We start from the raw sequence: 20,038 nt of genomic DNA on the forward strand, positions 1-20,038 counted from the left end.
CGGGTCGTTGTCTGTATAAGGCCCCATCTTTTTGAGCGAGCGAGCGCCACCGCTGCCGCCATGGTCGCCTGTGACCTGACGGAGGGTGGCGATTGGAGTTGGAAACATGGCAGTCCCCAAGCGAAAGACCTCGCCGTCGAAGCGCGGCATGCGCCGTTCGCACGACGCCCTGAAGCAGCCGACCTACGTCGAGGACAAGACCTCCGGCGAACTGCGTCGTCCGCATCACGTCGACCTGAAGTCGGGCATGTACCGCGGCCGTCAGATCCTGGAGCCCAAGGAGACGGTCTGATCCGTCTTCGGGTCGTATCTTGATGAAGGAAGCCGGCGCCCGCGCCGGCTTTTCGCGTTTGTGGCCGCCACCGAAATGGATATTGTGGCTGCAGCACGAGGATTGATCCGAAGGAGCGTGGCAACGATGGTCCGCAGTCTGCCGCTCACACTGGTTCCACTGATCGTCTTCAACATCTTCGCGTTCCAGATGCTCGGCGCCGAGCCTGGCGACCCCTGGCTCGCTCCCCTGATCACCGTGGAGATGATCTCCGGCGCCCGGTTCACATTGACGTCGGGCGATCTTCTCATCGCGGCTTCGATCGTCCTTTTGTTCGTTGAGATCCTGAAGGCGACTCGCATCGGGCCGGCTCTCGCCGACCATCTCTTCTCCATGATCGTGTTCGTGGTCTATCTGATCGAGTTCCTGACGGTTTCCGCCGCGGCTCATTCCGTCTTTCTGATCCTGACGGTGATCGCTTTCATCGATGTCGTCGGCGGATTCTCGGTGACCATCCGCGCTGCGCGCCGCGACGTCGGCTTCGGCCGGGATTTCTGACCGGAAGCCGGATCAGGCGCTCCGCTGCAGCAGGAAGCCCGCCTCGATTTCACTGCCAAGCCGGTCCGCCGAGCGGTAGGCGGCCACCGCCCGGCCCGCCACCAGATCGGGTCGCCGCTGCTGTCTGCGCTCTCCGGAAGCGCCTGCACCGAGATTCGAGGCGATCAACTGGGCGAGGTAGGGTGCGCCGGTCTGCAGCCGTACGAACGTCCGCTCGCGCGGCTGCAGGGATTGGACGGGAACGAGGGCACGACTTTGCGGCGCAGTCTGAGAATCGTCTCGCTGTCGGCTGTCCGGCGCGCTGGACGTCGGGTCGACCTTGAAAGCCTTGTGCCGTTCCGGGCCACTGGACTGTCCGATGCCGCCGATCATGGGCCGTTCCTCCGGCATTCTGCTCCGGATCGGAACAGCGTCGCCTGCCATCGGCCTTCCCTCGCAAGGCGCAAGCCAGCCAGCTGATGTCTCAACGCCCGCCGCGATTCGGCGTTCCTTAAGGAGAGACGGTTAGAGTTGACACCTGTCAGTTCGCTTGAGGACAGACGCCCCCGCCAGGACCTGATTGCCGATGTCGTCATACGCCGCTCAGGATCACGACTGTCTGGACCAGGATGCCGCCCGGCGGATCCTCGCCGACATGGGCGTCACCGCTTTCCGCTGGAACGCCGGCGACGACAGTCTCCTGTGGTCGCACCACTCCGCATCCACACTCGGCATCCGCGAAGAGGACCTTCCGAGAACCGCGCGCGCCTTCAACCGGCTGCTGACCGCGGAGTCGTCCGGGGTCCGCACGCCGAAATCAATTGCCTCGCTGGAAAGCCCCGGCCTGCTTGGCGATGGCCGGTATAAGGTCCGCTACGGCCTCAAACCGCAGGTCGTGATTTCCGGATTGCCGTGCCAGTTGGAGGAACACGGCCGTTGGATCATCGGCACCGATGGTGTCGTGGTCGGCGCCGAGGGCGTGATCCGGCCCGTGGCCGTCTTCGACCAGCAGATCTCCGACGCCAAGTCGACCCACGACCCGGTCACCGGCATCATGCAGCGCGACAGCCTGCTCGCCGCGCTGGACATCACCCTGGTGGAGATGCGGCGCGACCGCCAGGGGTCTGCCGGCTTCATGGTCATCGCCATCGACGACCTGACCCGCATCAACGCCAACTTCGGATACGAGACCGGCGACCGCATCATCCTGGCCGTCGCGCAGCGGATCTCCCGCCGGATGCGGAACGGTGACACGCTTGGCCACATCTCCGGACACAAGTTCGGCGCCATCATCCGCAACTGCTCGGAGACCGCACTTGCCGTCGCTGCAGACCGGTTCCGGGCCGCCATCGACGACGAACTGATCGTGACCCCCGACGCGGAGGTGCAGGCCAGTATCTCCATCGGTGCCGTCGTGGTGCCGCGCTATGCCTCCGACGCCGATACGGCCGCCCTTCGTGCGGAGGAATGTCTGTCAGAGGTGAAGGCGCACGGGCGCGGAGGGTTCAAGGTCTATTCGCCCTCCCCCGAACGTGACATTGTGCGGCGCCGCAATCTCGAACTCGCCAACGAGATCGTCCGGGGCCTCGCCCGCAACCGCTTCGTCCTGGCCTACCAGCCCGTCGTCGATGCACGCACCCGCCGGATCATCTCCTACGAGGCCCTGTCCCGCCTGGTCACGGAGGACGGCACCGTCATCTCGGCGGGCCCGCTGATTGCCACGGCCGAGCGCCTGGGTCTGGTCAAGCGGATCGACGAGCGAACGCTGCAACTTGTGCTCGCCGACCTCGACGAGAACCCGGATCTCAAACTGGCCGTCAACGTTTCCGTGGAGACGGTCATCGATCCCGTCTGGTTCGCGACCCTGGTCGAGGCGATCCGCACCAATCGCGGGATCGCCCCCCGGCTGACCGTCGAGTTCACCGAAACGGCGGCCATGAACAACCTCGACCAGATGGCCAACCTGTCTCAAACGTTGCGCGACCTCGGCTGCAAGGTCGCCATCGACGACTTCGGCACGGGCCACACCTCCTTCAACACGCTGCGGATGCTGTCCTTCGACTGGCTGAAGATCGACGGAAGCTATATCCGCGACCTCAAGACCAACCCGGATTCGCAGGTGTTCACCCGGACCCTGGTGAGCCTTGCCAACCACTTCGGAATCCGAACGGTCGCCGAATGGGTGCAGGACGAGGAATCCGCGGAGGTTCTCGCCGCCCTGGGCGTTGACGCCCTCCAGGGCCGGCTCGCCGGCGATCCGATGTTGCGGGTCACCGCCCTGACCGAGGCCGTCCTCGTCAGCCCGGGCAATCCGCCGCCGCGCGCGCCGGCGGGGGAGTTCTCGTTCACCGGCTTGTCCCGCGGACCGCTCGGCGTCGGGCAGGTCAAGCCCGCCGCCAGCGCAGCCGCCTGATTACTTTTCCGGCGCCAGCTGGTCCAGCCTGCGCTGCATGGCTTCCAACTGCTTCTTCAGGGCATCCAGATCGTCCGACCGCTGCACGGGCGCCGCGGTTTTGCCGGCAGCCTCGTTGGCCTTCGCCGCATCGCTTTCCGCGGCTCCGAAGGGCATGAACATCCGGAACGCCCGCTCGAAGATTTCGGTGTTGCGCCGAATCTGCTCGTCCATCGCTTCAAACGCGTTGGCGCTTCCGAAGGCCTGGCCGAGTTGCTGGCGGAACTTCTCCTGTTCGCGCGTCAGCTGCGACATCGAATGTTCCAGGTAGCTCGGCACCAGGGTCTGGATGCTGTCGCCATAGAACCGGATCAACTGCCGCAGGAAGGTGATGGGCAGAAGGTTCTGGCCCTTGTTCTCCTGCTCGAAGATGATCTGGGTGAGTACGGAATGTGTGATTTCCTCACCTGACTTCGCGTCGTAGACAACGAAGTCCTCGCCGCCCTTCACCATCGACGCCAGGTCCTCCAGCGTCACGTAGGTGCTGGTCCCCGTGTTGTAGAGACGGCGGTTCGCATACTTTTTGATGATAGTCGGCTCTTCTGTCTTGGCCATTTGATTGTCCGCCCCCTTAAGGCGTTGCCTGCCCCCGCGCGCCCGACCGCTCCCAAGTCGTGCCCGCCTCCCATAAGCCTGATGTTACGAGCTTTTGTGCGGCGCGGCCATAGTCTTTCGCAACGCATGGAAGACAAGGTTTCCGCGATGTTCGGACCGGAATGCGACCAAAGGCGGGGGACGTCTTGACGCGACTGTTATCCGCTTGGCCGAGTTGACACGCGCTGCCCTGCCGACTGTAGTGCGACGCAAGAAGACGCTCCTCAACGGTGGCCGGATCCACAGCCGCCGGCGTCTCAAGGATTGGGCTCGGGAGGCCACGCGTAATGCCTGCAACCGATATCGTCATCGTCGCCGCCGGCCGCACGGCGGTGGGATCCTTCAACGGCGCCTTCGCCGGCACGGCCGCGCACGATCTCGGCGCCGAGGTGATCAAGGGTCTTCTGGCGAAGGCCGGCTTGGAAGCTGGTGACGTCGACGAGGTGATCCTTGGCCAGGTGCTGACCGCCGGCCAGGGACAGAACCCGGCCCGTCAGGCTTCGATCAAGGCGGGGCTGCCCATCGAGACCACCGCTTGGGGCCTCAACCAGGTCTGCGGCTCGGGCTTGCGCGCCGTGGCGCTCGGCATGCAGCAGATCGCCAACGGCGATGCCTCGGTCGTGATCGCCGGCGGCCAGGAGAACATGTCGCTGTCGCCCCACGTCCAGCATCTGCGTGCCGGCGTCAAGATGGGCGACTACGCCATGATCGACTCCATGATCAAGGACGGCCTGTGGGACGCCTTCCACGGCTACCACATGGGCACCACCGCCGAGAACGTCGCCAAGGCCTACCAGATCACCCGCGACGAGCAGGACGCCTTCGCTGTCGCGTCGCAGAACAAGGCCGAAGCCGCTCAGAAGGCCGGCAAGTTCAAGGACGAGATCATCCCGGTGGTGCTCAAGACGCGCAAGGGCGACGTCACCGTCGATGCCGACGAGTACATCCGCGCCGGCACCACCATCGATGCCGTCGCCAAGCTGAAGCCGGCCTTCTCCAAGGACGGGACCGTCACGGCCGGAAACGCCTCCGGTCTCAACGACGGTGCCGCCGCCGTCGTCCTGATGACGGCCGCCGAAGCATCTCGCCGGGGATTGACCCCGATCGCCCGCGTTGCTTCCTGGGCTACGGCCGGCGTCGATCCCGCCGTCATGGGAACCGGCCCGATCCCCGCGTCCAAGAAGGCGCTGCAGAAGGCCGGCTGGTCGATCGGTGAACTCGACCTCGTCGAGGCCAACGAGGCCTTCGCCGCGCAGGCCTGCGCGGTCAACAAGGACCTCGGCTGGAACACGGACAACGTCAACGTCAACGGCGGCGCCATCGCCATCGGCCATCCGATCGGCGCCTCGGGATGCCGCGTCCTCGTCACGCTGCTCCACGAGATGCAGCGTCGCGACGCGAAGAAGGGCCTCGCCACGCTCTGCATCGGCGGCGGCATGGGCGTCGCCCTGACCGTCGAGCGCTGAACCGGAAACACCTGAAGGCCGTCCGCTTCTGGGAGGGACCGGGCGGCCCGATCTCAATCACCACCATCAAGATCGGATCGGCGGGCCTGTGCTTGCCTGCAAAACGATCCAGCCATGATCCAGGGGGAATCCTCGCATGTCCAAGGTTACAGTTGTCACCGGCGGAACGCGCGGCATCGGCGCCGCCATCTCCAAGGGGCTGAAGGAGGCCGGCTACACCGTCGCCGCCACCTTTGCCGGCAACGTCGAGAAGGCCGAGGCCTTCAAGGCCGAGACTGGCATCCACGTCTACCAGTGGGACGTTTCGGACGCCGAGGCCTGCGCCGCCGGCCTCGCCAAGGTCGAGGCCGAGCTCGGCCCCGTCGAGATCCTCGTGAACAACGCCGGCATCACCAAGGACGGCATGTTCCACAAGATGTCCTTCGACCAGTGGCGCGCCGTGCTCTCCACCAACCTCGATTCGATGTTCACGATGACCAAGCCCGTCATCGACGGCATGCGCAATCGCGGATTCGGCCGCATCATCAACATCTCGTCCATCAACGGCCAGAAGGGCCAGATGGGCCAGACCAACTACTCCGCCGCCAAGGCGGGCGTGATCGGCTTCACCAAGGCGCTCGCCCAGGAGAACGCCTTCAAGGGCATCACCGTGAACTGCATCTGCCCGGGCTACATCGACACGGACATGGTGGCTGCCGTCCCCGAAGACGTGTTGAAGGGCATCATCAAGGGCATTCCGGTGGGCCGTCTCGGCAAGGCGGAGGAGATCGCGGCGCTGGTCGTGTTCCTCGCCGGCGAGCAGGCGGGCTTCTTCACCGGCGCGGTGCACACCATCAACGGCGGCCAGTACATCGCCAACGGCTGATCTACCGCCCTGGTCAGCAAAAACCATTAAAGGCTGCCCCGGCGGGGCGGCCTTTATTGTTGATCGGGTTCGGCCGATGGAGCGTCGGCCGGTGGCCTGTAGGTGAGAAGAAACGCCCACACCGAATAGGCGAGCATGCCGGTGGCCAGCACTAGCCACATCGGGTCGCCTCCGAACGTCACCTCGTAGCCGAGCCAGAGCGCGACCACCGCGACGATAGCGATCCGCCGCCAGAGCGGACGATAGAACGGGTGCGAGATGTCTCTCCGGCTCATCGTTCTGCTCCAGCCCCGGTGATGTCGGCCACAGCCAAGCCGTTTGGTGCCCCAGGCCGGACTCGAACCAGCATGTCCTCTCGGACGCGGCATTTTGAGTGCCGTGCGTCTACCATTTCGCCACTGGGGCAGCGGCGGGGACTATAGTGACGACGCGGCAAGCGTCAATGGGAAGCTTCGGGCCTCGCGTGGAGGAAAGCGTCGAGGGTGCATTCCACCGCACCGGCTAAACGGGCTCTTTACGGCCCATCTCTATCCTCGGCTCGGTCGATGTCCCGCCGAGAGTGCCGATGCCCGATCTCCCCCCCGATCAGCCGAAGCCGAAACGGCGCGCCAGCCTCCGCACGAAGGCGGCCGGACGGCGGCCGGATCGAACCGCGGTCGTCAGTCACGAGATCCGAGGTCCTCTCGGCGTCATTACCGCGCTGAGTGAACTCCTGCTCACGCGGGACCTTCCAACCGCGGATCGGCATGTCGTCGAACTGATCCGGCTTGCCGGCCATCACCTGTCAGCCGTGGCCGAAGATCTCGTCGCCGAAGCGAGCCTGGGCGCCGACAGCTTCCGCACCCTTCCGGCGCCCTTCGCGCCAGCCGACACCCTCCGCGCCATCGCGGCTCTCTACGCGCCGCTCACGGTGGGGACGGCCAAGCAACTCGATGTGGAAATTGCCGACGATCTGCCGGGCATGATCGTGTCGGACGAGAGCCGCGTCCGACAGGTGCTCTTCAATCTCGTCTCCAACGCCAGCAAGTACATGTCGGCCGGTCGCATCCTTCTTCGCCTGCGGCGGGGCGGCGCGGACACGGTCGTCTTCGAGGTGCTGGACGAAGGACCCGGAATTCCCGTTGGTTTCGTCCCCCGGCCGTTTGCCGGTCGCGAAGACGCCTCGGCTCCGGGAGCGGGCCTTGGCCTCTGGATCTCGGCGCGCATCGCGACTGCCCTGAACGGCGACCTACGGCTGGAACGCCGGCCGGAAGGTGGCACGGCTGCGTCTCTCCAGGTGCCCGTCGGCGCTGCGGCACCGATCGCGTCTACCGAACCGGCCGCGGCCGGGATCGTCCCCGATTCGGCACGGCCGGCTTCCCCCCGGCGGCGCAGGCGGGCGACCGACCGCAAGACCGTACCGGTGGCAGCGGTCGTAGCCCGCGCGCTCGTCGTCGACGACAGCCCCGTCTCGCGGATGCTGATGTCGACCATCCTCGGATCCTTCGGCATCGAGGTCGAGGCGTGCGCCGACGGAGTGCAGGCGCTCCACGCGCTGGCGAACGCGAAGCCCGACATCATCCTGCTCGACTGGACTCTCGCTCACGAATCGGGGGCCGACGTCCTGGAAAGCCTTGCCGGGACTGTGGACAGCTTGCCGCCCGTGATCGCGGTCTCCGGAAATCTCCGCCCGACGGGCGTCGAGGGATTGGCGGGTTGGCTGACCAAGCCCTTCACGCCGCGCGAACTCTACGCGGCGATCGAACGGGCCGCGTTCGGCACCGGCGCTACGGTGAACGCCGGCGCTTGATCGGTCCGGTGGCCGCCACACTTAGGCGGCCGATACCTCCTCCAGGAACCGCCCGATCGAAGATTGCAGGTCCCGGGTCCGGGCGACCACCTGCGCGGCTGCCGTCTCGACGCGCTCCGCCGACTGCGTCGTCTGGCCGATTGCCATCGTCACGCCGTCGAGGCTCCTCGACACCACGTCCGTGTCTGCTGACGCTTCCTGGACGTTCAGGCTGATCTCCCCCGTCGACGCACCCTGCTGCTCGACGGCGCCGGCGATCGATGCCGTCGTCTGGTTCACCTCCTCCATGGTCTCGGCGATCGCCTGGATCGCCTGGACCGCGCCCGCGGTGGAGGTCTGGATCGACGTGATCTGGCCGGCGATCTCCTGGGTGGCGCGCGCGGTCTGGGTGGCGAGGTTCTTCACCTCCTGGGCGACCACCGCGAAGCCGCGCCCCGCCTCCCCGGCCCGGGCGGCTTCGATCGTGGCATTCAGCGCCAGAAGGTTGGTCTGCTCCGCGATGGTCTGGATAAGGGTGACCACCTCGCCGACCTTGCTCGCCGATTCCGCCAGCTTCTCCACCTGATGGTTAGTTGCGCGGGCGCCTTCAGTGGCGCGGGCCACGATGCCGGACGTGCGACCGAGCTGGGACGATATCTCCGCGATCGAACTCGCCAGCTCTTCCGCCGCCGATGCCACCAGGGCCACCTTGCGGGTCGCCGCCCCGGAAGCGGCGCCGGCGTCGGATGCCTGCCTGGCGCTGTTCTCTGCGACGCCGGACAGCGTGCTCGCTGTCGTCCGCATCTCGTCCATCGTCTCTGCGACGGCAGCCGTCAGCATCTCCACCTCGCGGCGGAATTCACTGACCGCCCGGTCGACCCGGGCCTGCCGGCCCTCGCGCTCGGCCGTGGCAGCCTGCGCCTCCAGTTCCAGTTGCTCGCGGTGGAGCGACATGTCCCGGAACACGGCGACGGCGCGGGCCATGGAGCCGATCTCGTCCCGACGCTCGACGCCGTCGACACTGATCTTCTCCCCTTTCGACAACGCGGACATGGTGTTTTCCAGGCGCTTGAGCGGACGCGTGATCCCGCGTCCGATCACCAGGCTGAGTCCCAGCCCCAGCACGAGCGTCAGCGGCACCATGACTGCGAGGACGCCGTTCGTCACCGCTGCGACCGACCGCTGCGTAGCGTCGGCGACGGACCGCGTTTCTCCGGCCGCCTTGCTGATCGCAGCGGTCGCCGGTCCGACCAGGTCGAACCCGAGACTGATCTGGTCCAGCGCCGAGGCCCGCTCCTTCGCCTTTTCAGCGTAGAGCGCGAAGGCTTCCGCCTGCTGGTCGGCAAGCCCGGAGATCGTCACCTTCACGTCGTCGGGAATGGCGGCGTCCTTCAACTGCTTCTTCAGGCGCGTGGTCGCCGCGTCGAAGGCGCCCCGGCTGATGTCGTCGCGGGAGAGCAGGAACTCGGCTCGCGCCTGATTGATCTGGGCATAGGCCTGGACGATCCGCACGGTTTCCGGGTTCTGCCCGCTCTTCGAAACCTTGTTGACGGCAACCTTGATGGCCTGGTTCGCGGCATTGATGGCACCGATCGCGCCATCCTCCGAGCCGAAGCCCATGTCGGCCTGCCGTGCTTCGAGGGTCGCGACATGGGTCTTGATGGTCGACAGCATGTCCCGAAGCTGAACGATCGGAGCCGGGTCCAGGCCGAGTGTCGCAGCCGCCGCCGAGACTTCAGCGACCTTTTCCTCGCTTGCGGCGATCTGATAAGTCATGGCTGCGATTCGCGTCTTCAGTGGCTCCGCGACGAAGTCACTTTGCTCGGCCGCCAGGGCGGCGGTGATGGCGCGCGTCTGTTCGGCAAGAATCTGCAGCCGCACGGCAGCTTCATTGGTTACCTGGGCGGCGGCCAATTGGCGCGAGCCGTACCACGAAACAGCAGCAACGGCCGAAAGACCAAACAACCAGACCAGAGAAACGGCGGCGATGCGGGTGCCGATCGGGAGAGACACATCTCGGGAAGGGCGAACAGCCCGGGCAATCGTCATCATCCCTCCGTTTCATATACGAAAAACACTAGTTCCAAGCCCCTTCATCAGAAACGATAATCACTAAAGCGCGGTAAAGTGACGGAAAGAGCGGTTGCAGAAAACTTGAGCAACATTGCTGGGATTGCATGGGCAGTGCGATCGACAACCGCCGACGGGTCGGTTTTTGCCCCACGGAAATTTAAGGGGTCTCACCTAGACTGCGCCGCAACACACACGTCGCGCATGGTTGGACAGTGCTTTTTCGTGTCGCCCATCTTGCCGTACCGTTCCTGCCAGCATCCGTTCGCACGCGGATCGAAACCGCGCTCGACCGGTTCTCGTCCGACCAGGTTCTGGCGGGTCGTACGGCCATCACGGCCTTCAGCCTGCGCGTGGTCGGCGCCGCAATCGCCTACCTCACGCAGATCCTTCTGGCACGATGGATGGGCATCTTCGAGTACGGCGTCTTCGTCGTGGTCTACGTCTGGCTGACCATCCTGAGCCAGCTGGGCAATCTGGGATTCTCCAGTTCCGTGATCCGCTTCATCCCGGAGTACCGGGCCAAGGCCGACCTCGGGCGGCTATGGGGCATCATGCGCGCCAGCCGGATCGCCGCCGGCGGCTTCGCGACCGTCCTGTCCGCGGTGGGCGTTGGAACCATCTGGCTCTTTCCCGGGCTCGTCGACAGCCATTTCGTCTGGCCGATCTATCTTGGCGCGATCTGCCTTCCCCTGTTCTGCCTCACCGAGGTGCAGGACGGCATCGCCCGGTCCTTCGACTGGCCGGATCTTGCCTTCGGCCCGACCTACCTCTGGCGGCCGATCGGGATCCTGCTGGCGATGGCCTTCGCCCATGAGGCCGGATTCCCGATGACCGCGGCCACGGCCTGCGGCGCCACCATCGTGGCGACCTGGGCGACGGCTCTGATCCAGTTGTTCGTGCTCCACACCCGGACAACAGTCACGGTCGAGCGGCACCCCCGCGCGACGGACTGGCGGACCTGGTTCGCCGTGTCATTGCCGATCCTCCTCTCCGACGGCTTCTTCGCGCTTCTGACGTCCGTCGACGTCCTGATGGTGGCGCACTTCGAGTCGCCCCACGACGTTGCTGTCTACTACGCGGCGACGAAGACACTCGCCCTGGTGCACTTCGTCTACTACGCGGTGCGGGCGGCGAGCGGACCGCGCTACTCCTACAGCTTCCATGCCGGGGACCGCGCCGGGCTGGAGTCCATGGTCCGGACGTCCGTGCGGTGGACGTTCTGGCCCTCCGTCGCCGTCTCGGTGGTCGTGCTGAGCTTCGGAACGCCACTGCTCTCGCTGTTCGGTTCCGAATTCGCCGACGGGGTCGGCATCCTCACGATCCTGGTGTTGGGAATCCTCGCCCGCGCCTCCATCGGCCCCGTTGAATCGCTCCTCACGATGGCCGGTCACCAGACGACAGTCGCCTGGATCTTCGGCGCCGTCTTCCTTGCCAACGTGTCCCTGAACGCCCTGCTGATCCCCTTCTTCGGCCTTTATGGCGCCAGTTGCGGCATGGCGCTCGCCATGATCCTTGAGACCCTGCTTCTCTTTCTGGCTGTCCGCCGGCACTTTCACCTCACGGCCTTCATCTTCCGGATCGGACCACCCGAGGGCCAGCCTTCATGACGCCCGACCGCGCTACGCGATCCGCCTCACCGGACGATTTCGTCGCACCGAAGGCCGCCCACCCGGAACACGAGCAAGCCTGGCGGGAATTGATGGACGTCTCGTCCGAGCCGAACGTCTTTGCCGGACCGGAGATGATCGGCGCGGCCGCCGGCAGCGTTGCACCCGACGACTGGCAGATCGCGGTGGCCGGTTCGGGAGATCGCTTCGAGGCCGTCGCTCCGTTTCGCACCATGCGGGCTGTTCCCCTGATCGGGCCGCCCGTGATCGAGACGTTCTGGAGCGATTTCGGCCCGGTCGGCACGCCGCTGCTGCGGAACGCTTCACCCGCGCTGGTCGGCCGGCTGATCGACGTTTTGGGCAGGTGCGGCTCTGTCGTCCGAATGCGCTATCAAAGGTTGGACGGTCCCTTCGTCGCGGCCCTCACGGCAGCGACCGAACAGCGAGGCATTGCTCTCGAGGTGACCGACGTCCACGAGCGGGCGCAACTGGTATCGTCGACCGACCCGGAGGAAGCGCTGGGACCAGCGCTGAAATCCAAGCGAAGGAAGGAACTCGCCCGCCTTCACCGCCGCCTTGGCGACCACGGCCCCGTCAGTCATGCCGTAGCGACGGCTCCGAGCGATGTCACTGCGGCGCTGGAAGACTACATCCGCATCGAGCATGCAGGCTGGAAGGGCGAGGGCGGCTCCAGTTTCGCTGCCGAGGAGACGCGGCGCCGCTTCGCGCGCGCATTCGTCTCTGCCCGGGCGGCCGCCGGCGCAGTTCGCATCGATACCCTTTCGGTCGCCGAGAAGCCTATCGCCTCGTTGATCACCCACCGCACCGGCGACACCGCGTACCTCTGGAAAATCGCTTATGACGAGGCATTCGCCGCGTATTCCCCGGGCGTCCAGATCGTTCGGCTCGCAACCGAGGACTTCCTGGCAGACCCGACATTGCAGAACGTCGACAGCTTAGCCACCGCCGATCACCCCATGATCAACAGGCTCTGGGCGGGCCGCCTTCGGATGGGAACATTGATCTTCGCAACCACGGCCTCCGCCAACCGCCAGGCCGCCCGCGTCACGGCCATCCACGACGCGCACGTCCGCCTCCGGGCCGCGGCACGAAGCCTTCGCGACCGCATCAGGCGTTGACCGCGCGTTCGGCCTCCGCCTTGGCAAGGTCGCGGAAGCCGCGGCGGATCAGCTTGCCCGTCGTCGTCATCGGGATCTCCGGAACGAACGCCACCTCGCGGGGGTACTCGTGCCCCGACAGCCGGCCCTTCACATGGGCCTTGATCGAGGCCTCGACCTCCGGATCCGAACGGAATCCCGGCTTCAGCTTGACATACGCTTTGACGATCTCCGTCCGAACCGGGTCGGGCTTCCCGACGGCCACGGCAAGCTGGACGGCCGGATGAGACAGCAGGCAGTCCTCGATCTCTCCCGGCCCGATCCGGTAGCCGGCCGAGGTGATCACGTCGTCGTCCCGGCCGACGAAGGTGAAGATGCCCTCCTCGTCCATGACCCCTGAATCGCCCGTGGTCATCCAGTCACCGATGAACTTCTCGTCCGTCGCGGCCGGGTCTCCGGCATAGCCGAGGAACATCACCGGATCCGGCCGACGCACGGCGATCTGGCCGATCACGCCGGGTGCAACCGGCTGTCCATCCTGATCGATCACCGCCACCCGGTGTCCGGGGATCGCGCAGCCCATCGATCCCGCACGCCCGACGCCGAGCGCATGGGCCGAGCCGATCACCGCGTTGCACTCGGTCTGTCCGTAGAACTCGTTGACGCTGAGACCCAGTTCGGCCTTGGACCACTCGTAGGCTTCGCGCCCGAGCGACTCACCGGCCGAGCCGATGGCTCGCAGGCAAAGCGAAAAGCGTGACCGCACGCCCTCCACCTGCCGCATCAGCTTGATCGCCGTCGGTGGCAGGAACGCGTTGGTCACCGCGTGCCGCGACATCAGGTCGAAAGCCAGTTCCGGATCGAACTTCTCGAAGCGATGTGCCAGCACCGGCACCCCCGCATGGAGAGCGGGCAGCATCGCGTTGAGCAGCCCCCCGGCCCAGGCCCAGTCGGCCGGCGTCCACATGATGTCGCCGGCACGGCCGAGCGTCTCCTGCGCGAGGTTGATGCCCGGCAGATGCCCCGCCAGCACGCTGTGGCCGTGCAGAGCCGGCTTCGGCATGCCGGTCGTACCGGAGGTGAAGATCATCAGGGCAGGATCCCGCGGCCCCGTCGCTTCGGCGACCAAGCGATCCGACGCTCGCGCGAGAAGCTGTCCGTAGGCAAGCGCGCCCGGAGCCGGTCCGTCCACCGTGATGACGGTGTGGAGATCCGGGCAGCGGTCGCGTAACGCGGTAATGCGATCGGCCGAGTGGACCACCGTCACGATCACCTTCGCCTGCGACCTGCGCAGCCGATACTCCAGCGCGTCGATGCCGAACAGGATCGACAAGGGCAGAGCCACAGCCCCTAGCTTGTAGACTGCGATATGGGAGACCGCTGCCTCCACCGACTGGGGCAGGAGGATCGCAACCCGGTCGCCGCGTTCCACCCCATAGGCCCTCAGGGCATTGGCGAGCCGGTTCGACTGCGCCGACAGCATTCCGAAGGTGACGATCTCCGGCTCCGGACCGCCCCCGTGGGAGATGATCGCAGGCCGGCCTGGATCGATCGCCGCCCAGCGGTCCGAGACATCGACGCCCATATTGAGGCGCGGCGGCAGGTGCCACCGGAACGTGGCGGCAAGATCGTCGAAGGCGGAACGCTTGGACACGGGGACGGTCACCGGAGCGGCAGGAACCTGCCGAAGTGTGGACGCGTGCGCTGCACAAGGCAATTGCGCTTCGCACCATAACAGGTGCGATTAGATCCCTGAACCGTTGATTTTCTGCCAACCCGCGTCAGTTGGGCACGGGCGCGCCGGCCACTGAGACGACAGACGGAACGCCGCCCACGCCAGGCATTCCGACCGCCCCGTCCTTGGGCGCAGCAAAGATTAGCGACCAGAACACCTTGTACTTGGAGTTGGGATTATAGGCCGTTCCGATCCCCATCAGCGACATCTGCGGATCTTTCATGCCCCGGTCGTGCCGAGGCGAATCCCGCCATCCGGAGAAGGCTTCGGCCAGCGTGCGATAACCCGCGGCAACGTTCTCGCCGGCCGTGAGGGCGCTGTAGCCGTTGCGGTTCAGGCGCTCGATGATGGATTCGCCCGGCGCCACTGCGTGGCCCATCTTGTCGGCCCTAGCCATGGTTTCGGCGTAGGCCTTGGCGATCCGGTTCAGCCCCGGGTCCAGGCGCAGCGGTCCCGACCCGCTGCGCGCCCGGTATTCGTTGATCATCGCGAGCGCCTTGACCGCGTCCACCTCCGCGTAGGGCGAGGCCAGGTCCCGGTAGAACGACGGCTGCGAGGCTTGCGGCTTGGGGGCGCTCTCGCACCCCGCCAAGGCGAGACAGATGGCGGCGAGAACAAGGGCGGTAGGCTTCAAAATCATGGAGGCTGAACCCAATCGGCACGAATCGCGGAACCTGGATTGAGATAGCATGGCTTCCGCGGCATTTCTGCGATCACCAGGGCGAGGTCGGCCTGACGCTTGCATCGCCCTCCGGCCGCGTCCTACCGTGCGCTTCAATCTTGTGCGCCCGGCCACGCGTTCCCGCGCTAACCGTCATAGCGCCACCCAAGTCCGCTGGAGCTCCTTGCCCGTGCCCGTTTCCAACAGCATCCGTGCGGCGGCCCCCGAGATCGCCGAATGGCGCCGCGATTTTCACCGCAACCCCGAATTGCTCTACGACGTCCACCGGACGGCATCGGTCGTGGCCGAGAAGCTTCGCGCGTTCGGACTGGACCGAGTGGAAACGGGGATCGGCCGCACCGGCGTTGTCGGCGTTCTCCACGGCCGGGCTGGAGCGGGGACGAGAACCGTCGCGCTCCGCGCCGACATGGACGCACTGCCCATCCACGAGATCACCGGCAAGCCATGGTCCTCAGCCGTTCCCGGAAAGATGCATGCGTGCGGACATGACGGACACACGGCCATGCTGCTAGGCGCGGCGCGCCAGCTGGCCGAGACCCGTGCTTTCGAAGGAACAATCGTCTTCATCTTCCAGCCGGCCGAAGAAGGCGGCGGCGGCGCCCGCACGATGCTGGAGGACGGCCTTCTGGACCGGTTCCCCTTCGACGAGGTCTACGGTCTGCATAACATGCCGGGCCTCGACGTCGGCCGGTTCGCCATCCGCCCGGGCCCCATCATGGCGGCCGCCGACGTGTTCCGGATCGATCTGGAAGGGCGCGGCGGGCACGCCGCCAAGCCCCATGCCACGATTGACCCGGTGCTGGTCGGCTCGCACATCGTCACCGCGCTCCAGAGCATCGTATCGCGGACCGTGGACCCGTTGTCGGCCGCCGTCGTGTCCGTCACCGAATTCCATGCCGGCGACACCAGCAACGTCATCCCGCAGACCGCCTGGTTGGGCGGAACGGTGCGCACCCTGGATGCCGGCGTCCGGTCCTTCATCGAGGAAAGGCTGCGCCACATAGTGGCATCGACCGCCGCCGTCTTCGGTGCAACGGCCGAGGTCGGCTACCGCCGCGGATATCCGGTGACCGTCAACGACCCCCGCGCCGCCCGGTTCGCGGCAGACGTCGCTCGAAAGGTGGTCGGCGACGCGGCGGTCAGCGAAACGGCCGACCCGATGATGGGGGCGGAGGATTTCGCCTACTTCCTGGAGCGGCGGCCCGGCGCCTACATCTTCATGGGCAACGGCCCCTCGGCCGGGCTTCATCACCCCGCCTACGACTTCGACGACGAGGCGATCGCCTACGGGTCGAGCTGGTGGGTGGCCCTTGCCGAGGAGGCCCTTGCGCGCTAGCCGGCCGGCTCGGGCGAGGCGAAGACCCGGTGCGCCTCAGATCGACATGATCTTGATGATCGCCGGGGCCATGATCACCGCGAACAGCACGGGCAGGAAGAACACGATCATCGGCACGGTCAGCTTCGGCGGCAGCGCCGCGGCTTTCTTCTCCGCCTCGTTCATGCGCATGTCGCGGTTCTCCTGCGCCATCACGCGCAGCGTGGTTCCGAGCGGCGTGCCGTACCGCTCCGACTGGATCAGCGCCAGACAGACCGACTTGACGCCGTCGAGGCCGACGCGCGTGGCAAGGTTTTCATAGGCCGTCTTCCGATCGGGGAGGAACGAGAGCTCAGCCATCGTCAGGCTGAACTCCTCGGCGAGCGCCACCGACTGGATGCCGATTTCCTCGGCCACCCGCCGCATCGCAGCCTCGATCGACATACCCGACTCGACGCAGATCAGCAGCAGGTCGAGCGCGTCCGGAAAGGCCCGCTTGATCGAGAGCTGCCGCTTGGAGATCAGATTGTTGACGTAGATGATCGGCGCGTAGAAGCCGAAGTAGCCGCCTACCAGCGTCAGCGCGATCTTGAACAGCAGCGGCCGGTCGAGCTCGATCACCACGAAGATGTAGAACCCTGCGACCGAAAGGAACAGGAACGGCAGGACGAAGCGGGCGAACAGGAAGGCCGTAAGCGGGGCCTCTCCCCGGAAGCCGGCCTGCGTCAGCTTCATCTGGGTCTTCTCGTCGGCCAGCGCGTTCTTCAGGCTGAGCCGCTCGACGAGATCCTTCATGTAGCGGCGCGATTCCTTGCGCAGCACCGGCCGCTGGGATTCCGCCTGCAGGCGGGCACGTTCGCGGGCACGGATCTTGTCCCGCTCCAGCGCCACCGCCTTCATGCGGTTCTGCAGCTTGTCGGTGGCCAGCATCGGCATCGCCAACGAGACGATGGTGAAGAAGATCGAGACGGCGACGAACACCGACAGCAGGAAGATCGGATTTCGGATGGTATCGATCATGATCCGTCGGATCCTTGGTGCCTGTGGTCGGGTGGAAAGCGTTCGCGATCAGATGTCGAAGTTGATCATTCGCTTCATGACGAAGACGCCGGCGGCCATGACGAGTCCCGAGCCGACCAGCACCACCTGCCCGCGCGGGTCGACGAAAAGGATCGTGATGTAGTCGGGGCTGGTGATGTAGACGAGGCCCATCACGATGATCGGCAGCGAACCGATGATGCCGGCCGAGGCCTTGGCCTCTGTACTCATCGCCTGGATCTTAGCGCGCATCTTCTTACGGTCGCGCAGAACGCGGGCGAGGTTGCCTAGCGCCTCGGAGAGATTACCACCGGCCTTCGACTGGATTGCGATCACGATGGCAAAGAAGTTCGCTTCCGCCAGCGGCATCCGTTCGAACAGCCGAGATACCGCCTCGTCGAGCGGGATGCCGATGGCGAGCGCGTCGGTGATGTTCTTGAACTCGCCGCGAACCGGCTCCTTCGCCTCCGACGCGATCATGCGCAGACAATCGTTGAGAGGCAGGCCGGCCTTGACGCCGCGCACGATGACCTCCACCGCGTTCGGCAGTTCGTCGATGAAGTTCTTCTGCCGCTTCTTTCGCTTGTAGTTGACGATGAAGCGCGGCAGCCCCAATCCGCCGACCACGCCGAGACCCACGGTCAAGGCGAACGGAAAGCCCATGTAGAGCCCGGCAAGTACGAAGACGACGCCCGTCGCCACGCTGGCGATGATGAACTGCGACATGCTCGCCGCGATGCCGGCCTGTTGAAGCCGCAGGACCATCGGCGGATTGGTGGAACGGGAAGCCTTGAACTTCTGCTTGGTCTCGATGTCCTTCAGCGTGTCCTGCACCGAACGACGACGTGATGACACCGGCTCGTTCGACTTCTTGCTCGCCACGGCGGCGGTGCCGGATACCCGGTCCAGACGCTTTTCGCGGCTCGCCGTCTCGTTGATCCGGTTGAACAGGAGCGAGTATGCGACGCCGGCCACGGCGAAGCCGACCAGCGCCACCAGCGCCAGGATCGTCGCATCAAAACCGAACAGTTGCATCGATATCCCCCCGATCAGGCGAACGGATTGCGCTCGTCCACTTCCGCCGCGTCGAGGGCGGCTGCCAGCCGCTTCTCTTCATTGTAGTACCGCGCCCGATCCCAGAACCGCGGCCGGCCGATACCGGTCGACCGGTGCCGGCCGATGATCTTGCCGTGCTCGTCCTCGCCCAGCATCTCGTAGAGGAAGAGATCCTGCGTCACGATCACGTCGCCTTCCATCCCCACCACCTCGGTGATGTGGGTGATGCGGCGCGAGCCGTCGCGCAGGCGGGCGGCCTGCACGATGACGTCGACCGAAGCGACCAGCATCTCGCGGATCGTGCGGGACGGCAGCGAGTATCCGCCCATCGTAATCATCGACTCCACGCGAGAAAGTGCCTCGCGCGGCGAGTTGGCGTGCAGGGTGCCCATCGAGCCGTCGTGACCGGTGTTCATCGCCTGCAAGAGGTCGAAGGCTTCCGGTCCGCGCACCTCGCCGACGATGATGCGTTCTGGACGCATGCGCAGGCAGTTCTTGACCAGGTCTCGCATCGTCACCTGGCCCTCGCCCTCCAGGTTGGGCGGCCGCGTTTCCAGGCGAACCACGTGCGGCTGCTGCAACTGGAGCTCCGCCGCGTCCTCGCAGGTGATGATGCGTTCGGTCGTGTCGATGTAGCGCGTCAGGCAGTTGAGCAGCGTCGTCTTGCCCGAGCCGGTACCGCCGGAGACGATGACGTTGCAGCGGACCCGCCCGATGATCTCCAGGATCGTCGCGCCTTCCGGACTGATCGACCCGAAGGTCACCAGCTGCGGCAGCGTCAGCTTGTCCTTCTTGAATTTGCGGATTGTGAGCGTCGGCCCGTCGATCGCCAGTGGCGGCGCGATCACGTTGACGCGCGATCCGTCGGGAAGACGCGCGTCGCAGATCGGCGAGGCTTCGTCCACGCGGCGGCCGACCTGGCTGACGATCCGCTGGCAGATGTTCATCAGTTGCATGTTGTCGCGGAACCGGATGCCGGTCTTCTGCATCTTGCCCGCGACTTCGATGAAGGTGGTGTCCGCGCCGTTGACCATGATGTCCGCGATATCGTCGCGCGCCAGCAGCGGCTCGAGCGGACCATAACCGAGCACGTCGTTGCAGATGTCGTCGAGCAGTTCCTCCTGCTCGGAGATCGACATGACCACCGCCTTGAGGGCGATGATGTCGTTGACGATATCGCGGATTTCCTCACGCGCGGATTCCGCGTCCAGCTTGGCCAGCTGCGACAAGTCGATCGTCTCGATCAGCGCGGAGAAGATCGAGGACTTCACATCGTAGTAGTTGTCGGACTTGCGACGCTCGCCGGCCGGCGTCGTGTCCTGGCGGGGCTGCGCGGGCGGGGCCGAAGCCTGGGGTGCCGGCTGAGCGACCGGCTTGGGAGCCGCCGCCACCGCAGCCGGGGTCTGCTTCGCCTCGCCCGAACCGAAGTTGCCGCGTTTTCCGAACATCTACCTGCGACCT

Annotated in this window: 18 protein-coding genes and 1 tRNA gene; 9 read left to right on the forward strand and 10 right to left on the reverse strand. The window is 65.8% G+C overall.

Annotated features, from left to right (window positions below; translation table 11 throughout):
• Nucleotides 1–106 precede the first annotated feature (106 nt).
• Nucleotides 107–292 (forward strand): 50S ribosomal protein L32, encoded by a 186-nt coding sequence (gene rpmF / locus HZ321_RS06645; RefSeq protein WP_181701374.1) that lies wholly within the window; start codon nucleotides 107–109, stop codon nucleotides 290–292.
• Nucleotides 293–418: 126 nt separating this feature from the next.
• Nucleotides 419–829 (forward strand): hypothetical protein, encoded by a 411-nt coding sequence (locus HZ321_RS06650; protein WP_181701376.1) that lies wholly within the window; start codon nucleotides 419–421, stop codon nucleotides 827–829.
• Nucleotides 830–841: 12 nt separating this feature from the next.
• Here the strand turns inward: HZ321_RS06650 and HZ321_RS06655 are convergent, their stop codons facing one another.
• On the reverse strand, nucleotides 842–1,201 hold the full coding sequence (locus HZ321_RS06655) for a hypothetical protein (RefSeq protein ID WP_181701378.1): 360 nt from the start codon (nucleotides 1,199–1,201) through the stop codon (nucleotides 842–844).
• Between the two features lie 193 nt (nucleotides 1,202–1,394).
• Between HZ321_RS06655 and HZ321_RS06660 the strand changes: the two genes are divergently transcribed.
• Nucleotides 1,395–3,221, forward strand: coding sequence for a bifunctional diguanylate cyclase/phosphodiesterase (locus HZ321_RS06660; protein ID WP_181701380.1), 1,827 nt, complete (start codon nucleotides 1,395–1,397; stop codon nucleotides 3,219–3,221).
• Here the strand turns inward: HZ321_RS06660 and phaR are convergent, their stop codons facing one another.
• Nucleotides 3,222–3,815, reverse strand: a complete 594-nt coding sequence (phaR, locus tag HZ321_RS06665) for a polyhydroxyalkanoate synthesis repressor PhaR (RefSeq protein WP_181701382.1) — start codon at nucleotides 3,813–3,815, stop codon at nucleotides 3,222–3,224. It abuts the gene before it with no gap.
• 326 nt (nucleotides 3,816–4,141) lie between these two features.
• Between phaR and HZ321_RS06670 the strand changes: the two genes are divergently transcribed.
• Together HZ321_RS06670 and phbB are read left to right on the forward strand one after the other, a co-directional pair.
• Nucleotides 4,142–5,320 (forward strand): acetyl-CoA C-acetyltransferase, encoded by a 1,179-nt coding sequence (locus tag HZ321_RS06670; RefSeq protein ID WP_181701384.1) that lies wholly within the window; start codon nucleotides 4,142–4,144, stop codon nucleotides 5,318–5,320.
• 136 nt (nucleotides 5,321–5,456) lie between these two features.
• Entirely contained in the window at nucleotides 5,457–6,185 is a 729-nt protein-coding gene (gene phbB / locus HZ321_RS06675; RefSeq protein ID WP_181701385.1) for an acetoacetyl-CoA reductase, read from the forward strand.
• A gap of 53 nt (nucleotides 6,186–6,238) precedes the next feature.
• Here the strand turns inward: phbB and HZ321_RS06680 are convergent, their stop codons facing one another.
• Together HZ321_RS06680 and HZ321_RS06685 are read right to left on the reverse strand one after the other, a co-directional pair.
• Complete coding sequence (locus HZ321_RS06680) at nucleotides 6,239–6,460, reverse strand: DUF3329 domain-containing protein (RefSeq protein WP_181701387.1); 222 nt, start codon at nucleotides 6,458–6,460, stop codon at nucleotides 6,239–6,241.
• 44 nt (nucleotides 6,461–6,504) lie between these two features.
• Nucleotides 6,505–6,590 (reverse strand) — tRNA-Leu (locus HZ321_RS06685).
• Nucleotides 6,591–6,750: 160 nt separating this feature from the next.
• Between HZ321_RS06685 and HZ321_RS06690 the strand changes: the two genes are divergently transcribed.
• Complete coding sequence (locus tag HZ321_RS06690) at nucleotides 6,751–7,974, forward strand: hybrid sensor histidine kinase/response regulator (RefSeq protein WP_181701389.1); 1,224 nt, start codon at nucleotides 6,751–6,753, stop codon at nucleotides 7,972–7,974.
• A gap of 21 nt (nucleotides 7,975–7,995) precedes the next feature.
• Here the strand turns inward: HZ321_RS06690 and HZ321_RS06695 are convergent, their stop codons facing one another.
• Nucleotides 7,996–9,834, reverse strand: a complete 1,839-nt coding sequence (locus tag HZ321_RS06695) for a methyl-accepting chemotaxis protein (protein WP_181701391.1) — start codon at nucleotides 9,832–9,834, stop codon at nucleotides 7,996–7,998.
• 404 nt (nucleotides 9,835–10,238) lie between these two features.
• Here HZ321_RS06695 and HZ321_RS06700 point away from each other — a divergent pair, with 404 nt between their 5' ends.
• Both HZ321_RS06700 and HZ321_RS06705 read left to right on the forward strand, forming a co-directional pair.
• Nucleotides 10,239–11,633: an oligosaccharide flippase family protein gene (locus HZ321_RS06700; RefSeq protein WP_181701393.1), complete on the forward strand. Its 1,395-nt coding sequence runs from the start codon at nucleotides 10,239–10,241 to the stop codon at nucleotides 11,631–11,633.
• Complete coding sequence (locus HZ321_RS06705; RefSeq protein WP_181701395.1) at nucleotides 11,630–12,772, forward strand: GNAT family N-acetyltransferase; 1,143 nt, start codon at nucleotides 11,630–11,632, stop codon at nucleotides 12,770–12,772. The genes HZ321_RS06700 and HZ321_RS06705 overlap by 4 nt, the downstream gene beginning before the upstream one ends.
• Here the strand turns inward: HZ321_RS06705 and HZ321_RS06710 are convergent.
• On the reverse strand, nucleotides 12,762–14,405 hold the full coding sequence (locus HZ321_RS06710; protein WP_342343817.1) for an AMP-binding protein: 1,644 nt from the start codon (nucleotides 14,403–14,405) through the stop codon (nucleotides 12,762–12,764). The two genes, HZ321_RS06705 and HZ321_RS06710, sit on opposite strands and share 11 nt — an antisense overlap.
• 127 nt (nucleotides 14,406–14,532) lie before the next feature.
• A complete protein-coding gene (locus HZ321_RS06715; RefSeq protein ID WP_181701396.1) occupies nucleotides 14,533–15,126 on the reverse strand; it encodes a CAP domain-containing protein in 594 nt (197 codons plus the stop codon).
• Between the two features lie 211 nt (nucleotides 15,127–15,337).
• Between HZ321_RS06715 and HZ321_RS06720 the strand changes: the two genes are divergently transcribed.
• Nucleotides 15,338–16,504: an amidohydrolase gene (locus tag HZ321_RS06720; RefSeq protein WP_181701398.1), complete on the forward strand. Its 1,167-nt coding sequence runs from the start codon at nucleotides 15,338–15,340 to the stop codon at nucleotides 16,502–16,504.
• Between the two features lie 36 nt (nucleotides 16,505–16,540).
• Here HZ321_RS06720 and HZ321_RS06725 read toward each other — a convergent pair whose 3' ends face one another.
• Genes HZ321_RS06725 through HZ321_RS06735 form a run of 3 tightly spaced genes read right to left on the reverse strand, consistent with a single transcriptional unit; the run spans nucleotide 16,541 to nucleotide 20,025 of the window.
• Nucleotides 16,541–17,515, reverse strand: coding sequence for a type II secretion system F family protein (locus tag HZ321_RS06725; RefSeq protein ID WP_425305383.1), 975 nt, complete (start codon nucleotides 17,513–17,515; stop codon nucleotides 16,541–16,543).
• Between the two features lie 36 nt (nucleotides 17,516–17,551).
• Nucleotides 17,552–18,556 carry a type II secretion system F family protein gene (locus HZ321_RS06730; RefSeq protein ID WP_244635602.1) on the reverse strand — a complete coding sequence of 335 codons (1,005 nt, stop codon included), beginning with the start codon at nucleotides 18,554–18,556 and terminating at the stop codon, nucleotides 17,552–17,554.
• A 14-nt stretch (nucleotides 18,557–18,570) separates the two neighbouring features.
• Entirely contained in the window at nucleotides 18,571–20,025 is a 1,455-nt protein-coding gene (locus HZ321_RS06735) for a TadA family conjugal transfer-associated ATPase (protein ID WP_181701401.1), read from the reverse strand.
• Nucleotides 20,026–20,038 lie beyond the last annotated feature (13 nt).

Origin of the sequence: Chthonobacter albigriseus, from assembly GCF_013839445.1 — a bacterium.
GTDB lineage: Bacteria > Pseudomonadota > Alphaproteobacteria > Rhizobiales > Pleomorphomonadaceae > Chthonobacter > Chthonobacter albigriseus.

What these genes read in the sequence shown, in the direction of transcription:
- rpmF (WP_181701374.1), top strand. Translation starts at nt 107, where the DNA reads ATGGCAGTCCCCAAGCGAAAGACCTCGCCGTCGAAGCGCGGCATGCGC.
- HZ321_RS06650 (WP_181701376.1), top strand. Translation starts at nt 419, where the DNA reads ATGGTCCGCAGTCTGCCGCTCACACTGGTTCCACTGATCGTCTTCAAC.
- HZ321_RS06655 (WP_181701378.1), bottom strand. Translation starts at nt 1,201, where the DNA reads ATGATCGGCGGCATCGGACAGTCCAGTGGCCCGGAACGGCACAAGGCT.
- HZ321_RS06660 (WP_181701380.1), top strand. Translation starts at nt 1,395, where the DNA reads ATGTCGTCATACGCCGCTCAGGATCACGACTGTCTGGACCAGGATGCC.
- phaR (WP_181701382.1), bottom strand. Translation starts at nt 3,815, where the DNA reads ATGGCCAAGACAGAAGAGCCGACTATCATCAAAAAGTATGCGAACCGC.
- HZ321_RS06670 (WP_181701384.1), top strand. Translation starts at nt 4,142, where the DNA reads ATGCCTGCAACCGATATCGTCATCGTCGCCGCCGGCCGCACGGCGGTG.
- phbB (WP_181701385.1), top strand. Translation starts at nt 5,457, where the DNA reads ATGTCCAAGGTTACAGTTGTCACCGGCGGAACGCGCGGCATCGGCGCC.
- HZ321_RS06680 (WP_181701387.1), bottom strand. Translation starts at nt 6,460, where the DNA reads ATGAGCCGGAGAGACATCTCGCACCCGTTCTATCGTCCGCTCTGGCGG.
- HZ321_RS06690 (WP_181701389.1), top strand. Translation starts at nt 6,751, where the DNA reads ATGCCCGATCTCCCCCCCGATCAGCCGAAGCCGAAACGGCGCGCCAGC.
- HZ321_RS06705 (WP_181701395.1), top strand. Translation starts at nt 11,630, where the DNA reads ATGACGCCCGACCGCGCTACGCGATCCGCCTCACCGGACGATTTCGTC.
- HZ321_RS06715 (WP_181701396.1), bottom strand. Translation starts at nt 15,126, where the DNA reads ATGATTTTGAAGCCTACCGCCCTTGTTCTCGCCGCCATCTGTCTCGCC.
- HZ321_RS06730 (WP_244635602.1), bottom strand. Translation starts at nt 18,556, where the DNA reads ATGCAACTGTTCGGTTTTGATGCGACGATCCTGGCGCTGGTGGCGCTG.
- HZ321_RS06735 (WP_181701401.1), bottom strand. Translation starts at nt 20,025, where the DNA reads ATGTTCGGAAAACGCGGCAACTTCGGTTCGGGCGAGGCGAAGCAGACC.